The sequence below is a fragment of the uncultured Desulfobulbus sp. genome (genome assembly GCF_963662935.2).
Classification (GTDB): Bacteria; Desulfobacterota; Desulfobulbia; order Desulfobulbales; family Desulfobulbaceae; genus Desulfobulbus.
Window position 1 is genome coordinate 2,185,913 of the sequence record NZ_CAXXTL010000002.1, and the last position, 21,438, is coordinate 2,207,350.

Genomic DNA, 21,438 nt, shown 5'->3' on the forward strand with positions numbered 1-21,438 from the left:
TGATTGTAAACGAGGGCGGTGCCCTTGTCTCGGGCGCGCTTCTTTCCGTGATTGTGGTGCCAATTATTGCCTTGGGAATCCCCCTTTTGGGAAGAGTAGGTGCAAGCATGCTGTTCATGGAGTTCTGCGGTTGAAACCCTTTTTTTGTGCCTTTGTCCAAAATGTCAGGCAGGAAAGCGAGCGGTGAGAATTTGCCTTCTTTTTTTTTCTAAAAAATGGTATTTGAAAGATGTGTTATATTAAATGGTTACGATTAATTGAAGGCAGCGGCGAGTGCGCCATGAAAACGAATATAATTAAATTTCCGTCGAAGCTTGACAACTTCCCGTTTTTCAAAGACATCCTTGAAAATGGCTACCATGTTTTCAGCCAAGAGAACGCGAAGCTGCCGGATTATTACCCGAACAAGTTTCCTGATTACCCTGGTGTCAATCTCCAAAATCTGTATATCGGCGATGTGATCACCATCCGTGTCTTTTTCCGAATAGGCTCCGGGAAAAATGTTCGCGCCGATGGCGGCTATTTGGATTTAGAGGTAGAGCACATTGAGGGGGACACCGTGTTCGGTGTGATTTTGACGGAACTGCCCAAAGGATTTCCCCTGCAAAAAGGAGACTCTCTCGAAATTTATCAAGATGAAATTCTGTATAAAGCGCAAATGACGGAACACTGAATATTCAGGCATGAGTGGATTTTCCAGTGCAATATGTCATGATCACGTCGAGGAGCTGATGGAGGCGGACAATTCCAGTTGGAGGGGGTGATGGGTTGTTTTGCATCTGCCTCCGCACCGAAGGAGGGCGTTGGCAAAACATGGCTGTAATGGGGGGCATGTTCGTCAGCCAAGGCAATTTTCCAAAGGAATCAGCGTACAATTCAAATTTGATTAGGAGGGGAACATGTCCTACACGCATCTCATTGTTGAAGTTGGGGAAGGTTTTGTCGGTGTCATTTCCCTGAATCGCCCGGAGCAGTTGAACACCTTCAACAGTCTGCTGGCTGAGGAGCTCACCGCTGCCCTGCTGGCCATGGATGCCGACCCGATGGTCCGGGTTGTGATCATCAAAGGCGCGGGCAAGGCTTTTTGCGCCGGCATCGATATCACCGAATTGGCTGACAAAACCGCCATGGAGTATCAGCAGTGGATCGAGCACATGGAGCAGCCGCTGGTGGCTATTTCCCGAATGAAGAAACCGGTGATTGCGCAGGTCCATGGGGTAGCCGCAGCTAATGGTATGGGCTTGGTTGCAGCTGCTGATCTGGCGATTGCGGCAACCAACACCAAGATGGGGTTGACCGCTATCAACGTGGGCTTGAATTGCGTTGGCCCGATCATCCCGGTGGCCCGGTGCGTGGGTCGGAAAAAAGCGCTGGAACTCCTCCTTTATGGTGAACTGATCAAGGCACCGGAGGCACAGGCCCTGGGATTACTCAATCGGGTGGTGGACAAAGAGGTCTTGGAAACGGAAGCGAGAACCTGGGCGGAGACCTTGGCCAAAAAGAGCCCTCTGGCCGTCCAGATTGCCAAGAAGGCTTTTTATACCTCGGAAGACATGGACTATCACCGGCAGTTTGATCTGATGAACGAAGCCTTTGCTCGTCTCTGCACAACCCGGGACGCCAAAGAAGGGGTCCAGGCCTTTTTGGAAAAACGGATACCGCGCTGGCAGGAACGATAGCCCTATGCGCTTTGTCCGGAGAGATCTTCTGCTCTAGTTACGCGAGGAACGAGTTGATTTCATCGTAGGTGATGATCTGGATCTCCGCCTCCATATTGAGTGAGCGAACTCGGGTCGGCGGGGTGTCACTCTGCCGTATCGGCAGCAGTTGGGGTTTGTTCTCATCAACGAAGACAATGATGGCCGGAGCCCGGACCGTATCTTCCAGGCGATAGCCCAAGAGTTTGGTGGTGTGTTGGTCAACGATAACCGTATCGCCTTGAATTGTTACCATAATGTTTTCCGGATTGATTGATCGGCAAAAAAAAACGGATGACAGCAGGTGCGCTGTAATCCGTTGATTATATTGGTGGGCCGTCGCGGATTCGAACCGCGGACCAATTGATTAAGAGTCAACTGCTCTACCAGCTGAGCTAACGGCCCAAATCGAAGTGTGAAAAAAAGGGGCGCACGACACCCGCAGGGCGAAGATCGCGAGCGCATCTAATAGCATACCCTCATGCCAGCGTCAAGAGGAAGCTGGGATAAAACTGCATCCGTGCCGTTTCTTGCGTCTGCCGAGAGAGGCCTGGAGCCTTCCGGGAAAACCTGTTGAAATATCTCTTGACTTTAAGTGCTGTTAGCCTACTTTCATAGCATTCGTTTTTTCTTCAAACCCAAGGAGAGTCTATTTTTGTATGGAAACTGTGGAGCCGTCGCCGGCGAGTCCGGCGCCTTCTGAAGAGGAGCCCCCTGGTAAGTCGTTTTTTGAAAAGGTAAAATCCGCCCTCGGCTTCCGTGGAGCGCCTGACACCACCGAGGAGCTGGAACATGAAATCCAGGAACTGCTGGAGGAGGGCGAGGAGCAGGGCCTGATCTCCGTTCATGAGGAACGGCTGATCAATTCGATTTTTGATTTTCGGGAGACCATTGCTTCCGAGATCATGACCCCTTCGGCGGAGATGGTTTGCGCCGACTTGAAGACCTCCGTGCCGGAACTGATCCGGTTGATCAATGAGGAAGGTTACACCCGCATCCCCATCTATCAGGGGACTCCTGACCAGATCGTCGGCATCCTCCATGCCAAGGATCTGCTGCGCATCTGTGCCCTCGGCCCCAACGCCCCGGTCGATCTCAAGGAATTCCTCAATCCGGCGACCTTTATTCCCGAGTCCAAGCCGATCACCGAGCTGCTGCGCGAATTTCAGTCGAAAAAGATCCATTTAGCCATCGTGGTTGACGAGTTCGGCGGGGTGCGTGGTCTGGTGACCTTCGAGGACGTGATCGAGGAGATCGTCGGCGAAATCGATGATGAGCACGACGACGAAGAAAGCGAGCTGCGGGTGGTGGACGAACGCACGGTGATTGTTGACGCCAAGATCGACATCGAAGAGGTGGAGGCCCATTTCCGCCTGAGCCTCCCGGAGGGGCCCTATGAATCGGTGGGCGGATTCATCACCCATCGCCTGGGCAAGGTACCCCAATCTGGTGTTGTCGTCCAGGAGAGCGGGCTATCCTTCAAGGTGCTCGGGGCCGACCCGCGTCGCATCAAAAGCCTGCGTATTGTTCGCAACGATGAGACACAGCCTTAAGGCTGACGGCAAGGTGGCGCTGTTGCTGTGCGCCATCGCTTCTGCCGGTCTGCTCGCCCTGGCCATGCCGGGCCGAATCGGCTGGTGGCCGCTTTTATTTGTCGCTTTGGCGCCCCTCTTGCTGCAGGTCCTGAATGCCCGGCCTGGCCGCAGCGCCTTGGGCGGCTTTGTCTTTGGCCTGGTCTATAACCTGGCCTTGCTCTATTGGATACTGATTGTCCTTGGCCGCTACGGTGGGTTGCCGTTGTGGATTTCCCTGCCCGCCCTGGTTCTGCTGGCCGCCTACATGGCCTGTTTCCCTGCGGTTTTCTGTGGCCTGCTTAGCCTGCTGGCTGGTCGCTTCCAGTGCCGGGGGCGCTCGGTGGCGATCCTGGTTTGGAGTGCGCCGGTGCTTTGGGTCGGGCTCGATTATCTGCGCAGCCTCCTCTTCAGCGGGTTTCCCTGGATGGATCTCGGCTATGGCCTGTTCAGTCAACCCGTGCTGATTCAGGCGGCCGATCTCGGTGGCCATCATCTGATCACCTTCAGCCTGGTACTGTGCAATGGGCTGGTGGTTGGCGTCGTCGACCGGCAGCGCCGCGGTGTCCGGGGGAATCTCCGCCTGGAACGCGGGCTGCTCCTGGCAGCCCTTGCTTTTCTCGGGTTGATCGGTGGCTCTTCGTGGTTCCGCTACCAGGAGGTCAGCTCGATTACCGCTCGATCAATGCAGGCCAAGGTGGCTGTGGTTCAGGGCAATGTCGATCAGGCGATTAAATGGTCGCCGGCCACCAAGGAGGCCACGGTCGCCACCTATCTCAAGCTCTCGCGACAGGTGGTGCGGGAGGCCGGTACCGAGTTGGTCATCTGGCCGGAAACGGCTCTGCCCTTCTATCCGCAGAAAGACGCTTTAATCAATCGGGTCACCGACTTCACCACGACCAATAACACCTGGATCCTCACCGGTGCCCCTTTGTACACGATCACGTCGCAGGCAGGCGGCAGCGATCTGGTCCGCTATTATAACGGTGCTGTTCTCCTCGGCCCCGGCGGCCGGGTCGGCGGCCAGTATGCCAAGCAGCATCTCGTGCCTTTTGGCGAATATGTGCCGTTGCGCCGGTTTTTGCCTTTCCTGGCGCCGCTGGTGGAAAGCATCGGCGATTTTTCCGTCGGCGCTGAAAAGGGGCCGCTGGTGCTGGGGGCGATGAAGCTGGGTATGCTGATCTGCTACGAATCGATTTTTCCCGACATCGCCCGGGAGAGCGTGGACCGCGGCGCCAACCTGCTGGTCAATGTCACCAACGACGCCTGGTACGGCCGGTCGAGCGCCCCGTATCAGTCCATGGCCATGGCGGTGTTCCGGGCGGTGGAGAACAAGCGGACGCTGATCCGCGCCGCCAATACCGGTATCAGCGGTTTTGTCGACCCCTTGGGGCGAATCACCGCGCACACTGAAATCTTCACCGAGGCAGCACTTTCCGCCCTGGTGCCGATGCTTGAGCTGACCACGGTGTTCACTCGGGGAGGTTACCGATTCGGCACCGTCTGCGCCGTCCTTATGCCGCTGCTGGTGGTTTTTCGTCCGAGGCGCAAAGAATGACGGATGCACGGAAAAGACCGCCCTCCTGTCGCCGTTTGGCGTCTCCCGTTCCGCTTTTCACCCGTTTCCCCGCCTTTCTTCCTTGAGACTTGCAGTAATTCTGTTTATTATAAAACCCTTTCGTAGAGACGGCTTGGTCGGTCGAAAACACACGACCGGTTGAGCCGTTTGTGTTTCGATACTGGCGAGACGCCTAAGGCGAACTCGTTTATTTTTTTCAGTGAGGTAGATCATGGCCGATGTAACCGAATCAGCGGAATCAAAGCAGTTGCTCGACAGCCTCAAAGGCAGAATGCTCGTGCTCAAGGAGCATCTTTGACTTAGAGGGCAAACGAGAACAAGTTGAACTGCTGGAGCGGCAGACCGTCAGCCCCAATTTCTGGGACAACCAAGCCGAAGCCAAGCGGGTGCAGCGCCTCCTGGGTCAGTTGCAGGATCTGATCGGCGTCTGGGAGAAGAATTTCGGCGACCTCGAGGACGCCGAAATGCTGCTTGATCTGGCCAAGGAAGAGAATGACGAGGACACCTATCAGGAAGTCGTTTCTGGTCTGGACAGCCTGCGCCAACGCATCGATCTGGTCGAGCTGGAGTGCATGTTCAGCGGTGAGCACGACACCAATAACGCCATCCTGACCATCCACGCCGGTGCCGGCGGCACCGAGGCCCAGGACTGGGTCGGCATTCTGCTGCGGATGTATCTGCGCTGGGCGGAAGCCAAAGGATTCAAGGCCGATATCCTCGACTTGCTGCCCGGCGACGAGGCCGGCACCAAGAGTGTCACCATCATGGTCAAAGGCAAGTATGCTTACGGCTATCTGCGCTCCGAGGTCGGCATCCACCGGCTGGTGCGGATCTCGCCCTTTGATGCCAGCGGCCGGCGGCATACTTCGTTTGCCTCGGTGATGGTCATGCCCGAACTGGACGACGACGTTGCCATCGAAATCAACGATAAGGATTTGCGCATCGACACCTACCGGGCCAGCGGTTCGGGCGGTCAGCATGTCAACAAGACCGATTCGGCCATCCGCATTACCCATTTCCCCTCGGGAATCGTGGTCCAGTGCCAGAACGAACGCTCCCAGCACAGCAATAAGGCGACGGCCATGAAGATGCTGATGGCGCGGTTGTTTGAGCGGGAGAAAGAAGAAAAGCAACGCACCCAGGAAAACATCCAGGGCGACAAAAAAGAGATCGCCTGGGGCAGCCAGATCCGCTCCTACGTATTGCAACCTTACCGGCTGATCAAGGATCACCGGACCAACACCGAGGAGGGCAACGTCGATGCGGTCCTCGATGGCCGGCTCGATTCATTCATCAAAGCCTATCTCCTCTGGCAGCCCTGAGGTCGCCGGGTGGTGTTGCGCATGGAAAGCACGATCCGCGAGCAGTTGGAGGCGCAGGAAAAACAGACCCTCTCACCCTTTGCCTGCTTGAGCAGCCGGTCGAGGGGGCGTTTGTCCGGGGGGGAGGAACCCTGCCATCTGCGCACCGCCTTCCAGCGCGACCGGGACCGGATTATCCACTCCAAGACCTTCCGCCGGCTGAAGCACAAGACCCAGGTCTTTCTCGCCCCGGCCGGTGATCATTACCGCACCCGCCTCACCCATGTGCTGGAGGTGTCGCAGATCGCCCGGACTATGGCGGTCTGCCTGCGGCTCAACGAGTATCTGACCGAGGCCATTGCGCTCGGGCACGATCTTGGCCATACGCCCTTTGGCCATGCCGGCGAGTTCAGTTTGAATCTGTTGCACCCCAAGGGGTTCAAACATTACCGCCAGAGTCTGCGGATTGTTGATTTCCTTGAAAATGGCGGTCGCGGTCTCAATCTCACCTGGGAGGTCCGCAACGGCATTCTCAAGCATTCCAAGGGATACGGCGAGATTCTGCCCGACGACACCACGGAGTTGGCCGCCACTTTGGAGGGCCAACTGGTGCGGGTGGCCGACATCATGGCCTACGTCAATCATGACATGGACGACGCCCTGCGGGCCGACATGCTCCATGACGATGACCTGCCCAAGCATCTGCGTGAGGTTTTGGGCGACCGTTCCTCCCAGCGGATCAACGCCATGGTCGGTGATCTGGTCACCACCACCCTTGCCCGCAACGACGGCCGGCTCCATCTGAGTGCGCGGATGAATGACACCATCACTGATTTGCGCACCTTTCTCTACGACAACGTCTACCGCAACTGCCGGGTCCACAATGAGTTTGAAAAGGCGCAGCGGATCATTCGCGATCTCTACGGTTTTTTCCTCGAGCACGACTTCCCGGAAGACGGCATCGGTTCTTGCTGTCGCCTCCGGCATCCGGTGCAGTCGGTCGAGGAGGAGCAGCAGCGGCACCGCCGGGTTTGCGATTTTATCGCCGGCATGACCGATCGCTATGCCCTGACCCTCTATTCGCAGATTTTCATGCCGAAACCCTGGAGCGTGCTCTAGGGCATGATTTCCGTTCCCAACCCCTCGCCTGCAAGTGCGGCATCACAACGACCCTATGAAAGCGACCGATAAACAAAGCCCCGAGAAATACGATCTGCCCAAGACCTATGAATTCACCGAGGTCGAACGGCGCTGGTACACCCACTGGCTGGAGGAGAAAACCTTCAGCGCCCGGATGGAGGAGGGCAAGCCCTCGTTTGCCATCGTCATCCCGCCGCCTAACGTCACCGGAGTCTTGCATATCGGCCACGCCCTCAACAATACCCTCCAGGATCTCCTCATCCGCTACCACCGGATGAAGGGCGACAACACCCTCTGGGTGCCGGGGACCGATCATGCCGGCATCGCCACCCAGAACGTGGTCGAACGGCAGTTAGCCACCGAGAAGCTGACCCGCCACGATCTTGGCCGGGAGAAATTCATTGAGCGGGTCTGGGCCTGGCGGGAAGAAAAAGGCGGCACCATCATCAACCAGCTCAAACGGATGGGCGCCTCCTGCGATTGGGACCGGGAGCGGTTCACCATGGACGAGGGCTTGTCCCAGGCGGTGCGCGAGGTCTTTGTCCGCCTGTACAAGGAAGGGCTGATCTACAAAGGCGATTACATCGTCAATTGGTGCCCGCGCTGCCATACAGCGCTGGCCGACGACGAGGTCGAGCATGACCCGACTGACGGCAAACTCTATCACATCCGCTACCCCTATGCCGACGGCTCGGGCTCGGTGGTGGTGGCCACCACCAGGCCGGAGACCATGTTGGGCGACACGGCGGTGGCGGTCCACCCCGAGGACGAACGCTACCAGCATTTGAACACCATCGGCATTAGCTTGCCGCTCACCGGCCGGACCATCCCGGTGGTTTTTGATCACCATGTGCAGCGGGAATTCGGCACCGGGGCGCTCAAGGTCACCCCGGCCCACGACCGCGACGACTACGAGATCGGCTTGCGCCATGATCTGCCCCGCCTCAAGGTGATGGATGATTTTGGGGTGATGAACGAGGCTGCCGGCAAGTACGCGGGACTCGATCGTTTCGCCTGCCGCAAACAGGTGGTCAAGGATCTCGAAGAACAAGGTTTTCTCGATAAAATCGAACCTTATCAGCATGCAGTGGGCAAGTGTTACCGTTGCACCACCGTGGTCGAGCCCACCACCTCCAAGCAGTGGTTCGTCAGTGTCCGGCCCCTGGCCGATAAGGCGGTGGCTGCAGTCCGGGAGGGGCGGATCAATATCTATCCCAACACCTGGCACCGCACCTTCTACGCCTGGATGGACAACATCCGCGACTGGTGCATCTCCCGTCAGATCTGGTGGGGCCATCGCATCCCAGCCTGGACCTGTGCGGCTTGCGGTGAGGTGATCGTTGCGGTCAGCGATCCCGACGTCTGCCCCGCCTGCGGCAGCACCAACCTGCACCAGGAGACCGACGTGCTCGACACCTGGTTCAGTTCGGCCCTCTGGCCCTTCTCCACGCTCGGCTGGCCGGAAAAGACCAAAGAGCTCGACTTTTTCTACCCCACCTCGGTCCTGATCACCAGCTTCGACATCCTCTTCTTCTGGGTGGCCCGGATGATGATGATGGGGCTGCACATCATGGACGAAATTCCCTTCCATGATGTCTACCTTCATGCCCTGGTGCGCGACAAGTTCGGCAAGAAGATGTCCAAGTCCACCGGCAACGTCATCGATCCCTTAGTGATGATCGAGCAGTACGGCACCGACGCCTTCCGTTTCACCCTCACTGCTTTTGCCGCCCAGGGGCGGGAGATCCGCATGGATGAGGAGCGGATCGACGGCTACCGCCGCTTCATCAACAAGCTATGGAACGCGGCCCGTTTTGCCCAGATGCATCTCAAGGAAGCCGACCCGGCGATTACTGCCATGACGGCGGACCCCAAAGGCCTGGCCCTGGCGCACCGCTGGATCCTCAGCCGGATGAACGCCACCATCAAGGATGTGCGGGCCGCGCTGGACGGCTACAACTTCAACGAGGTGGCCTCGGCCAATTATCAGTTCGTCTGGCACGAATTCTGCGACTGGTACCTGGAATGGATCAAGGCCGACCTGTTCAGTCAAGATGTCCAGGCTCAGCAGCAGGCCAAAGCGGTCCTGCTCACCGTGCTTGAAAACATCCTCAAGCTGATGCACCCGATTACGCCTTTTGTGACCGAGGAGATCTGGGGCCAGTTGCCCGGAAACCGCAGCTCGATCATGATCGAGCCCTTTCCCGAACCGATCGCGGCCTGGGAGGATGCGGAGGCCGAAAGGGTGATGAACCTGCTGATGGGGGTCATTTCGGGCCTGCGCACCATCCGCACCGAGGCGGAGGTCCACCCGAGCGCCAAGATCGAGGCAATCCTCATCTGTCCGGATGCGGCTAAACGCCAGATCCTGGCCGACTATGCCCCCGGCATCCAGGCTATGGTTCGGGCTGGTTCCCTGCACATTGAAGCCGCCGGCATCGTCCCCGACGACGCCGGCCATGCCTTGGTGCAGGAGGTCGAATTGGTGGTGCCCCTCAAGGGCCTGATTGATGTCGCCGGCGAGTTGGAGAAGTTGGCCCGGGAGCAGGGAAAGCTGGAGAAGGAACTGGAACGGATTGTCGGCAAACTGGGCAACGAAAAATTCATGAGCAACGCCCCCGAGTCGGTGGTGGCCAAGGAGCGGGAGAAGGAGGCCGAAATTCGTGCCCGCTTGGCTAAAACCATCGAGTCGACCGAGCGGATGCGGAAACTGGGCTGATATGGATACCTTTCTCTTGGATACCATCCTCCGGGCCTTTCTGGCGGAAGATCTGGAGCACGGCGACATCACCACCGAGGCTCTCTTCACTCCGGAAGATAGGGCACGAGCAGTCTTCATCGCCCGGCACCCCATGGTCGTCGTTGGTATGGCAACCGTTGCCGCCCGGGTTTTTCAGCTGCTGGACCCGACCGTTTCCTGCACCGGGGCCATGGCTGACGGCAGCCGGGTCAAGGCCGGGGCTGAACTGCTGACCCTCAGCGGCGCGACCCGGATCTTGCTGCGGGCTGAGCGGGTGGCACTCAACCTGGTGCAGCGGCTCTGCGGCATCGCTACCCTGACCGCGTCCTTTGCTGATCAGGTGGCGGGCACGAAGGCGAAAATTGTCGACACCCGCAAGACCACGCCGGGACTGCGCATGCTGGAAAAATATGCGGTCCGCTCCAGCGGCGGCTACAACCACCGGTACAGCCTGAGCGACGGCGTCCTGATCAAGGACAACCATATCGCCGCTTGCGGCTCGATTACCCAAGCGGTGCAACGGGTGCGCTCGCGGGTACCCCATACTATTAATGTTGAGGTCGAGACCGATACGCTCGCGCAGGTCGAGGAATGTCTGGCTTGCGGCGTTGGGGTGATCATGCTCGACAACATGGATCTGGTCACCATGCGCCAGGCGGTGGAACTGATTAACGGTCGGGCCCTGATCGAGGCCTCGGGCGGGGTCAATCTGCAAACCGTGCGCGGCATTGCCGAAACCGGAGTCGACATCATCTCCGTCGGCGCTCTGACCCATTCGGCCAAGGCCTGCGATATTGGCATGGACTGGAGGAACTGAGTCGACCTGCACCACCATCTCTGCCTTTTGTGTCTTTTCGAACAGAGGGAAAAATCTTTGTGGGTGTAAGGCAACTACGCGAGATCTCTCCCTGCGGTCGAGATGACAGACCCGCGTGCATAAACGGCATGGAGAAATACAGGGGAGGTGGGGTATGAATAAACGGCTCTTTGTCGCCATCGATCCTCCGGCGGAGATTCGTGAACAGCTGGTCGGCATCTGCTGCGGCCTGCCGGATGCCCGCTGGATTCCACCCGAACAATTGCATCTCACCCTTTGTTTTATCGGTGAGGTCAGTGGATCGGCCTTCCTCGATATCCGCGAAGCCTTGGCAGAGATTCAGGGCGCCCCCTTCACCCTGCGGCTGCAGGGGGTCGGCTTTTTTCCACCGCGTGGCCTGCCTCGGGTGATCTGGGCCGGGATCGAACGGAGCGAACCCTTGCTGGTGCTCCAGCGCAAGATCACCACTCGACTCTTTCAACTCGGAGTGGAACCGGAAAATCGAAAATTTTCTCCCCATATCACTCTGGCCCGGCTTCACCAGACCTCGGCGACCAGGGTCGGCAAATACATGGGGATTCAGGGCTTGCTGGTCAGCGAACCGTTTGTTGTGGACAGTTTTTTGCTCTATTCGAGTATCTTGGGCCGCAAGGGAGCGAGCCACACGGTTGAACAGGAGTACCACTTGGGGAGATGAGGGGCGGCGGCAAACAAAAAAAGCGGTCACAGAAAACTCTGTGACCGCTTGCATTGTCTGGAGGCGACGAGCGGATTTGAACCGCTGAGTAATGGTTTTGCAGACCACTGCCTTACCACTTGGCTACGTCGCCCTAATGTGCGGCACTTATACCATAGATTTTATTTTTGACAAGGAGAAATCAAAACCATGGGAACCACGCTCGCGGCCCTGATTCAGGACCATGAGGAAGAGTTGCAGGAGCTGCAGGAACGGATCGGCTACCGGTTCCGCGACCTGCGACTGCTGCAACTCTCTCTCATTCACAGTTCTTTTGCCTTTGAACGGCTCGATGATGGCCGGCACAATGAAACCCAGGAATTCCTAGGGGATGCGGTTCTCGATCTCATCGTGGGCTATGTGCTCTTTATGCGATTTCCGGAGATGCGGGAAGGCAAGCTGACCCGCATCCGTTCAGCCCTGGTCAACGAGAACGGCTTGGCCGAACGGGCCCGGGAGATTGAGCTCGGCAAGTATATCCTCCTGGGTAAAGGGGAGAACGCCTGTCATGGTCGGGATAAGTCTTCGATCCTCTCCTGTGCGTATGAGGCCCTGGTGGGGGCGATCTTTCTTGATGGTGGCTACGATGAGGCCCTGGTCTTTGTCCGCCGCTTTTTTGAGCCCCATATCGAGCAACATCAGGAGCGACTGGTCAGTGCCGATGCCAAGAGTTCGTTACAGGAATTGCTGCAGGAACGTTTCAACGCCGGTCCGGAATATGTGCTGGTGGATGAGGAGGGGCCCGCTCACGCCCGTCTCTTTTCGATAGCTGTGCAATTTCAGGGAGAGGAACTGGGGACGGGGATGGCCTCCAGCAAAAAGGAGGCTGAACAGCAGGCCGCTCGCATCGCCCTCGCCCATCTGCGACGAAAGGGTTAACCTCCGACGCATTCGCAACGCCTATGTCTCTGGTTATCCCAATTTTTATCCCCCATGAGGGGTGTCCTCATAATTGCCTCTTCTGCAACCAGCACAGCATCAGCGGTCATGTGGCTGCCCCCGTGACCGGGGCGGAGGTCGGAGAGACCATCCGCACCTGGCTGGCGCGGGCCAGGCCGGCGAACCGGGGGCAGGTCCAGGTCGCCTTTTACGGCGGCAGTTTCACCGGGTTGCCCTCGACCCGGCAGACGGAATTGCTGGCAGCGGTCCAGCCCTTTTACCAGCAGGGCCTGGTACGGGAGATCCGGCTCTCCACCCGGCCCGATTACATCGATCGCGACCGGCTCGATCTGCTCTGTCACCACGGGGTTTCAATCATCGAACTCGGGGTCCAGTCCTGCGATGACGGGGTGCTGCGCCGGGCTGGCCGGGGACATAATCGAGCAGACATTGAGCAGGCCGTCCGTCTGATCCGGGAGCGCAATATCCGTCTCGGTATCCAGTTGATGCTCGGCCTGCCCGAAGACCACTTTCGCACCCTGCGCAGCACTGTGGAGACGGTTATTCGCCTACGGCCCGATTTTGTCCGCCTCTACCCGGTGCTGGTTCTGCGCGGCAGCGGCCTGGAGGAATTGTACCACCGGGGAGGATACCGGCTGCTCAGTCTCGGGAGGGCGGTTGTTCTCGCCGCCTTTATGAAAAAACGGTTTGACGATCAGGGGATCAGGGTGGTACGGATGGGCCTGCAACCCTCGACTGATTTGGAGCAGTCTCTGGTGGCCGGTCCCTATCACCCGGCCTTTGGTGAGCTGGTTCAGTCCCGGCTGATGCTGCAGCGCACACGGCAGGCGCTGGCGGGAGTGCCGGGGACAGACCCTGTGACCCTGGTGATCGCCGCCCGCGATCAGTCCATTTTTCGCGGCCTTCGCTCCGCCAACCTGGTGCGCTTACGCCAATTGGGCCTGCTTGATCGCTTTTCTCTGCGGGTTGATCCCGAACAACCGCGCCAGACCCTGCGGATTGTTGGAACTGACTGGGCGGCAGGGACACAAACTCCTCCTGGCCAACCGCTTGACGCATTACCTTCCCCTTCTTTTTTAACCGAAAACGACAAGTCTACAGGTCAACGAACTGCATCTTTCAACCAGAGATAAAACGCCCCACCCATGCTCAGCATTAACAACCTTAGCCTGCAATACGGCAATAAACATATTTTCCGGGATGTCTCGGCTCAGATTCACACCGGAGACCGGGTCGGACTGGCCGGGGTGAACGGCTCGGGCAAATCCACCCTGCTTAAGATCATGTGCGGTGAACACGAGGTCGATCCGGGGATCGTCAGCCGGGCCTCCTGGTTTTCCGTGGCCTATCTGCCGCAGGAGGTCAGCATTGAATTGGGCAGCCGCAGTCTTTTTGCCGAGGCGGAATCGGCCTTTGACGTGGTCCTGGCCCAGCAGGAAGAATTGGAGCGGGTGAGCGAAGAGCTGGCCCTGATGGATCCGGACAACAAGGCGATCGATGCGCTGCTGGTGCGGCAGGGGGACCTGCAGCATGCCCTTGATGGCAGCGATGTCTTCCGTATCCGGCCGCAGGTCGAGCGTGTCCTGTTCGGTCTGGGCTTTTCCGCCGCTGACCTGGATCAGGAGGTGGCGAGCTTCTCCGGCGGCTGGATCATGCGGCTGCTGCTGGCCAAGCTGCTCTTGAAGAAGCCCTCGCTGATGCTGCTGGACGAGCCGACCAACCACTTGGATCTGGATTCGCTCACCTGGCTGGAGGATTTTCTCCTGCAGTATCAGGGAGCGATGATCATCATCTCCCATGATCGGGCCTTCCTCGACCGGGTGACCTCGATCACCTGGGAGTTGAGCCTGGGCAAACTTTCGGTGTTTCGCGGCAACTACTCCCATTACCTGGTGGAAAAGGCGCAGCGGCTGGAACTGGAACGGTCCGCCTACGACAATCAACAGGCCATGATCCGTCAGTCCGAGCAGTTCATCACCCGTTTTCGGGCGAAATCGACCAAGTCGCGGCAGGTGCAGAGCCGGGTCAAGCAACTGGATAAGCTGGAAAGGCTCGAACTCTCCGAGACCGATCGCACCATCCGCTTCTCCTTTCCGCCGGCAGTCCCCTCAGGCCGCGATGTCCTTACCCTGCAGGGGGTACACAAGCAGTATCACGGCAAAAAAGTTTTCGATAATGTCAGCTTTTCCCTGCAGCGCGGCGACAAGCTGGCGGTGGTCGGCGTCAACGGCGCCGGCAAGACCACCTTGCTCAAGATCATGGCGGGGCTGGTCCCGGCCGAAGGGACGATCAAGCCGGGCCACAATGTCATTCTTTCCTATTTTGGCCAGCATCAGGCCCAGGAATTGCCCGGCGACATGACCATCCTGGACACCGTCTATCACACCGCGGTGGACATGACCATCACCAAGGTCCGCTCGCTGCTCGGCGCCTTTCTCTTCAGTGGCGATGAGGTGGAAAAGCAGGTGCGGGTGTTGTCGGGCGGGGAAAAATCGCGGGTGGCCCTGGCGAAAATGCTGGTGCGGCCGGCCAACCTGATGCTGCTCGACGAGCCGACCAACCATCTGGACATGAGTTCCCAGGAAATCCTGCAGGAGGCCATGGCCCAGTACGAGGGTACGATTATTGTCGTTTCCCATAACCGCTTTTTCGTTAATTCCTTTGTCAACAAGGTCCTGGAAATCAGGGGCGGTAAGGCGACGATCCATGAGGGCAACATCGACGACTACCTCGAATGGCGGCGCAAAGCGGAGGGGCAAGCGGTCTCCGGTGTTCAACCGATGAAGAGCGAGGCGGCCTTGAGTAAGGCGGAGACCTTCGACGAGGGGCAAGGCGCGGACAGAAAAAGCCAACGCAAGCAGCGAGCCTTGGAGCGGCAGGTGCTCAATAAAAAAATCGGGCCGTGGAAGAAAAAGAGCGAGGAGGCGGAACGGGAAATCGAGAAGCAGGAAAGCCGTAAGGTCGAGCTCGAAGCCCTGATGGCCGATCCCGAACTCTACGGCGACCAGGAACAATGGGGCGCTGTCAGCAAGGAATACGGCCAGGTGGGACGGCATTTGGAGCGCGCGTATCAGAAATGGGAAGAGGCGCAGCAGGCCATCGAAGCCATTGAAAAGGAAACAGCGGGGATGGACGACTGATCACCCCGAGCCGCCCTCTTGTACAGACTACGGACGACAAAGTATCATCACCTAACCGGAGCAGTTCAATGAAGAAAATTGCAGTCATTCTCCTCTGCCTTGTGGCCGTCGGCGGCGCTGGGTTGTATCTCCTGATGCACAAAAAGGCGACGGCCAACCAGTATGCCCGCTATCTGCCCCAGGATGTGGTCGGTGCGGTTAATCTGACGCATATGAACACCCTTGCCGATACCTTTGCCGCCACCGCCCTGGGCCGGTTTCTCGCCAAGGACACCATTCACGCCATCGTTCAGGAGATGGGGGGCCAGCCGAAGGAAACTGCCGAGTATGACCGGATGTATGATTCCGTGAATGAGGTGACGAGTAATCCAGCCTTCCGGGCCGTGTTCGGTGATGACACCACCCTGGCCCTGCTGCAGCCCGACCGGAAGGGCCTGGCGCAAAATCCGGCCGAGACCCTGCGGCAATCCCTGGTGGTGGTGGCCCAGACCTCGGCAGCCGGGGCCCTTGACCTGCTAAGCCGCCTGATCAAGGACGCCAGCGTCAGCCGGGAGACAGTGGACGGGCTCGAGCTGGTCAAGATCACCGTGGAGAAGAATCAGGTGATTTATGGCTACGCCGAGGGCAAAACCGTGGTGCTTGCCTTTGCCCCAGCCGCGGTCAAGGTGTGCGTTGCCGCCGCCAAGTCGGGCACTTCCTTGGAGAAAGCGCCTCTGTTCAAAGAGGCGCTCGCCTTCTGGCAGCCCTATCCCGATGCCGCAACCTACACGCGGATGTATCTCAACTTGGCTGGAGTAGCCGACCTCCTCAAAACATCAACTGTTCTCGAGGTGAAGGAAAGCGGCGAGATCCTCCAGGGGGTGGGTTCCATGTTTTCGGTCACCTACGGAACCGAGCAGGGGTTGGAGAGCCGGGGCCGCTCCAGCTACCGCTACGACCAGCTGCATGCGTTGGTGAAGAGCGCGGTCGACGCCGCTGCGGCTGGGGCGAATCAGTCCTTGCACCTGCTGAAAGAACGGACGCTGGCATACAATTGGGCCTCGTCGCTGCGGCCGGAAATGATCGTCAAGGCCATGGCGACCAACGACAAAGACTATCGTGAGCTGGATAGCGAGGTTCGGAAAAATCTGGGTGTTTCCCTTGACGAGATGGGACGGGCCTTTGGTCCCCAGTACGGAGGTGTCCTCGACGATATCGTTCGCACCGCGCTGTTTCCCGCACCGAAGTTGACCCTGTTTGTGGGGATCCGGGACCGCAAGATTGCCGAAACCGCTTTGACCGGATTGCGCCGGGTTATCGCGGGGAGCGGCATGGCCAGCGAGGAGCAGGAACAGTTGGCGGGGCAGACCCTGTATTGTTGGCCGGTGTTACCCGATGAGGCCGCTCAGCCCGCAGTCGTGCTCACCGATTCCATGCTCTACCTGGCCACCAGCAAGCAGGCCTTGAAGGATATCCTCAATTCCAAGGCGGCCCCCAATGTCCTGGCCGCTCCGGTGGCCGAGCAGTTGGGCGCGGAACTGGGCGGCCGGGTGGCTCAGGCCAATTTCGGCAGCTTTGTCCTGTATCCCCAGCGGATGGCCCGTCAGACCGGCGAGACCATCGATTGGCTGGCCGGCATTCTGGCCACTACGAAGAATATCTCCGTCTCCCGATTGAATCGCGAGCTGATGCAGTTGATGCAAGCAACCGAGTTGATGGCCGCAACCTCTCACCTGGGCAAAGAGCAGGCGGAGTGGACGATGACCGTGCGTCAGGCGTCGGTCCAGCCGGCGGGGAACAGTGCCAAATAAAGCCGTTTGACGCCTGTCGTCGGCTGGCAACGGGGGGTGGATCTCAGCGTACCGATCAAAGAGGGAGCCGACGCGGGAGCCTCTGGTTTCCGAGTTGTTGAACAAGCGGAAATAGGGGAAAAACTCTTGCCTAACCGGCTCCATTCAAGGTATGGATGCTCCCTGATGAAACGAGTGATAAGTAGGTCGGGCAGGAAACGGAGCGAACAATCCTGTCCGGTCCGGTTGTCTGGAGACGCATCCTGAAACAGCATTTTGATCGCCTTCGGGCGGGCAAGAAGAGGAGGAATGACGTGGCGTTTGATAAGGAAACAAAGTTGTGGCTTTCCGGAAACGAGGCGATCGCCTTGGGCGCCTGGGAAGCCGGCGTTCGCGTGGCCTCGGGCTATCCGGGCACGCCGTCGACGGAGATCATGGGTAATTTGGCTCGCTATGAGGGTGTTTATGCCGAATGGGCCCCCAATGAGAAGGTAGGGCTGGAAGTGGCCATCGGCGCTTCCTTTGCCGGGGCCCGGGCTTTGGCGACCATGAAGCATGTCGGTCTCAACGTGGCCGCCGATCCCCTGTTCACCGCTGCCTATACCGGTGTGCGCGGCGGGCTGGTGATCCTCAACGCCGACGATCCACAGATGCACAGCTCCCAGAACGAGCAGGACAACCGCAACTACGCCTTTGCCGCCAAGCTGCCTTTGCTTGAGCCCTCCGATCCCGCCGAGGCCAAGGAGATGATGGCACGCGCCTATGCCCTCAGCGAGCAGTTGGATACCCCGGTGATCGTTCGCATCACCACGCGCATCGCCCACGTCAAGGGGGTGGTCGAGAAGGGCCAGCGACAGGAGGTTCCCGAGCCGTCGATGGAAAAGTCACCGGCCAAGATGGTCATGCTCCCCGGCAATGCCCGGGTGCGGCGGGTGGCTGTGGAAAAACGAATGGCCGCTGCCCGCGAGTTGGCCGAGACCCTGCCGGAAAACCGGATTGAACCGGGCACAGGGCCGCGCGGCTTTATCACCTCCGGTGTTCCCTACAACTACGTCAAGGAGGTCTTTCCCCATGCCCCGGTACTCAAGCTGGGCATGGTCTGGCCTCTGCCGGAGCGGATGATCCGCGAATTTGCGGCCTCGGTCGACGAGCTGATTGTGGTCGAGGAACTCGACCCCTTCATCGAGACCCATCTCAAGGCCATGGGCATTGCCTGTCGCGGCAAGGATCTCATTCCTAATCAGGGCGAGCTGAATTCGTTCATCGTCCGCAAGGCGATCGAGCCGGAATCGATCGGCGAGCTGTTCGCACCGCTGGAGCTGCCGATGCGGCCGCCGAACATGTGCGCCGGCTGCCCGCATCGCGGCTTGTTCTACGGGTTGTCCAAGATGAAGGATGTCTTTGTTTCCGGTGATATCGGCTGCTATACCCTGGGTTTTCTGCCGCCGCTCTCCGCCATGGACGCCTGCGTCTGCATGGGCGCATCCATCACCATGGCCCACGGCATGTCCAAGGCCTTGGGCAAGAAGGGGGAGGGCAAGATCGTCGCCGTGCTCGGCGATTCCACCTTTATGCACTCGGGCATGACCGGCCTCTTGAACGCGGTCTACAACAATTCGTATGCCTCGGTGATCATCCTCGACAACCGGACCACCGCTATGACCGGCCACCAGGAGAACCCGGCCTCGGGCCGGACCATCCTCGGCGACCCGGCCCCGGCCCTGGATCTCGAACAGCTCTGTCGCGCCCTGGGAGTTAAACGGGTGGTGGTGGTCAATCCGCATGATGTCGAGGCGACCCGCAAGGTGTTGAAGGAGGAGATCGCCGCGCCTGAGCCGTCGGTTATCATCAGCCGCGCCCCCTGTGTGCTGCTGCCGGAAGAGGTCAAACGGAAAAAACCGGTCTACTTCACCAATCTCGATAACTGCACCGGCTGTTCCCTCTGTGTGCAGATGGGCTGTCCGGCCATCAGCTGGACGCCGTTGACCCCGGAGGAGGCCATGGCGCGAGGGTATCGCGAAAAACAGAAGGGCTTTGCCCGGATCGCCGAGGTGCAGTGCGCCGGCTGCGGCCAATGCGCTGCGGTCTGCAAGTTCGAAGCGATCACCAGAAAGGAGGCCAAATAATGAAACAGAGCGGCAATATTCTCTTTTCCGGTGTGGGCGGGCAGGGCATCCTGCTGGCCAGCGAATTGACGGCCCATGCGCAGCTGGCCGCCGGGTTTGACGTCAAAAAGAGCGAGGTCCACGGTATGGCGCAGCGCGGCGGTTCGGTTGAGGCCCATCTGCGCTACGGCGAGAAGGTCTATTCTCCCTTGATCGAGCCGGGTACCGCCGATATCCTGGTGGCCTTCGAGATTTTGGAGGCGGTCCGCTATCTGCCCTACCTGCACAAGGACAGTGCCGTGGTGGTTAATACCCAGAAAATCCTGCCGCCTTCGGTGGCTCTGGGTAAGGCAACCTATCCCGAGAACATTCTTGATGAACTGAAAAACCGCCACATCAATGTGGTGGCCATCGACGCCTTTGCCGTGGCCGAGTCGGTGGGCGAGTTGCGTACTGCCAACGTCGCCATGGTCGGGGCCATGTCCAATTTTCTTGCGGTCAGCCCCGATGTTTTTCTCCAGGTGATCGACAATACTGTCAAAGAGCAGTTCCGCGAGGTCAACAAAAAGGCCTTTGCCGCCGGCCGGGCTGCGGTGTACGCCTGAGCCGCCGCCAATTGCATAAAGAGGTGAAACGATGATGTGGGTTGAAGAAATTGAAACGCTGCCCAGGTCTGGCCTGGAATCGATCCAGCTCAAGCGGCTGCAGACCCTGGTCCATCGGATGTACGACAAAGTGCGGCCCTACCGGGCCAAGATGGAAGCGGCCGGGGTCAAGCCCGGTGACATCCGATCCCTAAGTGACCTGCGCCATCTGCCCTACACCACTAAGGACGATCTGCGCGACAACTACCCCTTCGGGCTCTTTGCCACCCCGATGGACGATGTCATCCGGGTGCATGCCTCCTCCGGGACGACCGGCAAGTCGACGGTGGTCGGCTATACCCAGGCGGACATCGACCTTTGGGCCTCGGTTATGGCCCGCTGCCTGACCATGGCCGGGGTGACCCGGGGCGACATGGTGCATAACGCCTACGGGTATGGTCTGTTTACCGGCGGTCTCGGCGCCCATTACGGCATCGAAGCCCTCGGGGCCACGGTTATTCCGGTTTCCGGCGGCAACTCGCGACGGCAGATCACCATCATGCGCGATTTTGGCTCCACCGTGCTCCTCTCCACCCCTTCCTATGCCCTTAACCTCGCCGACGCCATGCTCGACGCCGGGGTCTCGCCCGAGGAGCTGAAACTGCGGGTCGGCATCCACGGAGCCGAACCCTGGAGCGAGAATATGCGTGAGGAGGTCGAGCGCAAGCTGGGAATCAGGGCGGTGGACATCTACGGCCTGTCGGAGATCATCGGTCCTGGCGTGGCCATGGAGTGTCTCCATTCCACCCACGGCATGCACATCCTCGAGGACAATTTCCTGCCCGAGATTATCGACCCGGACACCCTGGAGCCGCTGCCTTACGGCGAGCGAGGAGAGTTGGTGTTCACCACTTTGACCAAGGAGGCCTTCCCCCTGATCCGCTACCGGACCAAGGACATCTCCCGGCTTTTTCTCGAGCCTTGCGGTTGCGGTCGCACCCTGATCCGGATGGAGAAGGTCACCGGGCGAACCGACGATATGCTGATCATCCGCGGGGTCAATGTTTTCCCCTCCCAAGTGGAGCACGTCCTGGTTGGTGTCGAAGGCGTCGAGCCGCATTACCAGATTGAGGTGACCCGCGAGGGCAGTCTCGATGTCATGTCGGTCCTGGTTGAGGTCAGCGAGGATATTTTCTCCGATGAAATCAAAGTGCTGGAAAAATTGAGCAAAAAGATTCAGGCAGAGATCAAGGACATGCTCGGCGTCACCTGCAAGGTGAAACTGGTGGAGCCCCGTTCCATCCAGCGCTCCGAAGGCAAGGCGCAACGGGTCATCGATAAACGGAAAATATAGGAGTT

Annotated in this window: 17 protein-coding genes and 2 tRNA genes; 16 read left to right on the forward strand and 3 right to left on the reverse strand. The window is 58.9% G+C overall.

Features of this window, described 5'->3' with window-relative positions:
• The first annotated feature begins 280 nt into the window (after nt 1-280).
• Together ACHZCX_RS13980 and ACHZCX_RS13985 are read left to right on the forward strand one after the other, a co-directional pair.
• Complete coding sequence (locus ACHZCX_RS13980; RefSeq protein WP_319587827.1) at nt 281-673, forward strand: hypothetical protein; 393 nt, start codon at nt 281-283, stop codon at nt 671-673.
• Nucleotides 674-899: 226 nt separating this feature from the next.
• The gene (locus ACHZCX_RS13985; RefSeq protein WP_319587828.1) at nt 900-1,679 is read left to right on the forward strand and encodes an enoyl-CoA hydratase-related protein; all 780 of its coding nucleotides are present in this window, start codon (nt 900-902) and stop codon (nt 1,677-1,679) included.
• A gap of 37 nt (nt 1,680-1,716) precedes the next feature.
• Here the strand turns inward: ACHZCX_RS13985 and ACHZCX_RS13990 are convergent, their stop codons facing one another.
• Together ACHZCX_RS13990 and ACHZCX_RS13995 are read right to left on the reverse strand one after the other, a co-directional pair.
• Entirely contained in the window at nt 1,717-1,953 is a 237-nt protein-coding gene (locus tag ACHZCX_RS13990; protein WP_319587829.1) for a hypothetical protein, read from the reverse strand.
• Between the two features lie 73 nt (nt 1,954-2,026).
• Nucleotides 2,027-2,102: transfer RNA gene (locus ACHZCX_RS13995), tRNA-Lys, on the reverse strand.
• A 254-nt stretch (nt 2,103-2,356) separates the two neighbouring features.
• Between ACHZCX_RS13995 and ACHZCX_RS14000 the strand changes: the two genes are divergently transcribed.
• The 7 genes from ACHZCX_RS14000 (at nt 2,357) to thpR (ending at nt 11,542) form a co-directional block, all read left to right on the forward strand.
• On the forward strand, nt 2,357-3,250 hold the full coding sequence (locus ACHZCX_RS14000) for a hemolysin family protein (protein WP_319587830.1): 894 nt from the start codon (nt 2,357-2,359) through the stop codon (nt 3,248-3,250).
• On the forward strand, nt 3,234-4,826 hold the full coding sequence (gene lnt / locus ACHZCX_RS14005) for an apolipoprotein N-acyltransferase (RefSeq protein ID WP_319587831.1): 1,593 nt from the start codon (nt 3,234-3,236) through the stop codon (nt 4,824-4,826). Before ACHZCX_RS14000 ends, lnt begins: the two co-directional genes overlap by 17 nt.
• Nucleotides 4,827-5,058: 232 nt before the next feature.
• A protein-coding gene (gene prfB, locus ACHZCX_RS14010) for a peptide chain release factor 2 (protein WP_319587832.1) occupies nt 5,059-6,169 on the forward strand; the annotation gives its coding sequence in 2 pieces (ribosomal slippage) (nt 5,059-5,142 and nt 5,144-6,169; 1,110 coding nt in all).
• Between the two features lie 21 nt (nt 6,170-6,190).
• Entirely contained in the window at nt 6,191-7,267 is a 1,077-nt protein-coding gene (locus tag ACHZCX_RS14015; RefSeq protein WP_319587833.1) for a deoxyguanosinetriphosphate triphosphohydrolase, read from the forward strand.
• 55 nt (nt 7,268-7,322) lie between these two features.
• Complete coding sequence (locus tag ACHZCX_RS14020) at nt 7,323-10,007, forward strand: valine--tRNA ligase (RefSeq protein ID WP_319587834.1); 2,685 nt, start codon at nt 7,323-7,325, stop codon at nt 10,005-10,007.
• Nucleotide 10,008: 1 nt separating this feature from the next.
• Nucleotides 10,009-10,845, forward strand: a complete 837-nt coding sequence (gene nadC / locus ACHZCX_RS14025; RefSeq protein WP_319587835.1) for a carboxylating nicotinate-nucleotide diphosphorylase — start codon at nt 10,009-10,011, stop codon at nt 10,843-10,845.
• 154 nt (nt 10,846-10,999) lie between these two features.
• A complete protein-coding gene (gene thpR / locus ACHZCX_RS14030; protein ID WP_319587836.1) occupies nt 11,000-11,542 on the forward strand; it encodes an RNA 2',3'-cyclic phosphodiesterase in 543 nt (180 codons plus the stop codon).
• A gap of 58 nt (nt 11,543-11,600) precedes the next feature.
• On the opposite strand, the gene ACHZCX_RS14035 is transcribed toward thpR, so the two are convergent.
• Nucleotides 11,601-11,675 (reverse strand) — tRNA-Cys (locus tag ACHZCX_RS14035).
• 56 nt (nt 11,676-11,731) lie between these two features.
• On the opposite strand from ACHZCX_RS14035, the gene rnc reads away from it, so the two are divergent.
• The 7 genes from rnc to ACHZCX_RS14070 all read left to right on the forward strand — a co-directional run bounded on the left by rnc (nt 11,732) and on the right by ACHZCX_RS14070 (nt 21,433).
• Nucleotides 11,732-12,460, forward strand: coding sequence for a ribonuclease III (gene rnc / locus ACHZCX_RS14040; RefSeq protein ID WP_319587837.1), 729 nt, complete (start codon nt 11,732-11,734; stop codon nt 12,458-12,460).
• Nucleotides 12,461-12,483: 23 nt separating this feature from the next.
• Nucleotides 12,484-13,614: a radical SAM protein gene (locus ACHZCX_RS14045; RefSeq protein WP_319587838.1), complete on the forward strand. Its 1,131-nt coding sequence runs from the start codon at nt 12,484-12,486 to the stop codon at nt 13,612-13,614.
• A 12-nt stretch (nt 13,615-13,626) separates the two neighbouring features.
• Nucleotides 13,627-15,621, forward strand: a complete 1,995-nt coding sequence (locus ACHZCX_RS14050) for an ATP-binding cassette domain-containing protein (RefSeq protein WP_319587839.1) — start codon at nt 13,627-13,629, stop codon at nt 15,619-15,621.
• A 68-nt stretch (nt 15,622-15,689) separates the two neighbouring features.
• Nucleotides 15,690-17,411: a DUF3352 domain-containing protein gene (locus ACHZCX_RS14055; protein WP_319587840.1), complete on the forward strand. Its 1,722-nt coding sequence runs from the start codon at nt 15,690-15,692 to the stop codon at nt 17,409-17,411.
• A gap of 293 nt (nt 17,412-17,704) precedes the next feature.
• The gene (iorA, locus tag ACHZCX_RS14060; protein WP_319587841.1) at nt 17,705-19,516 is read left to right on the forward strand and encodes an indolepyruvate ferredoxin oxidoreductase subunit alpha; all 1,812 of its coding nucleotides are present in this window, start codon (nt 17,705-17,707) and stop codon (nt 19,514-19,516) included.
• Entirely contained in the window at nt 19,516-20,100 is a 585-nt protein-coding gene (locus tag ACHZCX_RS14065) for an indolepyruvate oxidoreductase subunit beta (protein ID WP_319587842.1), read from the forward strand. Before iorA ends, ACHZCX_RS14065 begins: the two co-directional genes overlap by 1 nt.
• Before the next feature lie 31 nt (nt 20,101-20,131).
• A complete protein-coding gene (locus tag ACHZCX_RS14070; protein WP_319587843.1) occupies nt 20,132-21,433 on the forward strand; it encodes a phenylacetate--CoA ligase in 1,302 nt (433 codons plus the stop codon).
• The last annotated feature ends 5 nt before the right edge of the window (nt 21,434-21,438 follow it).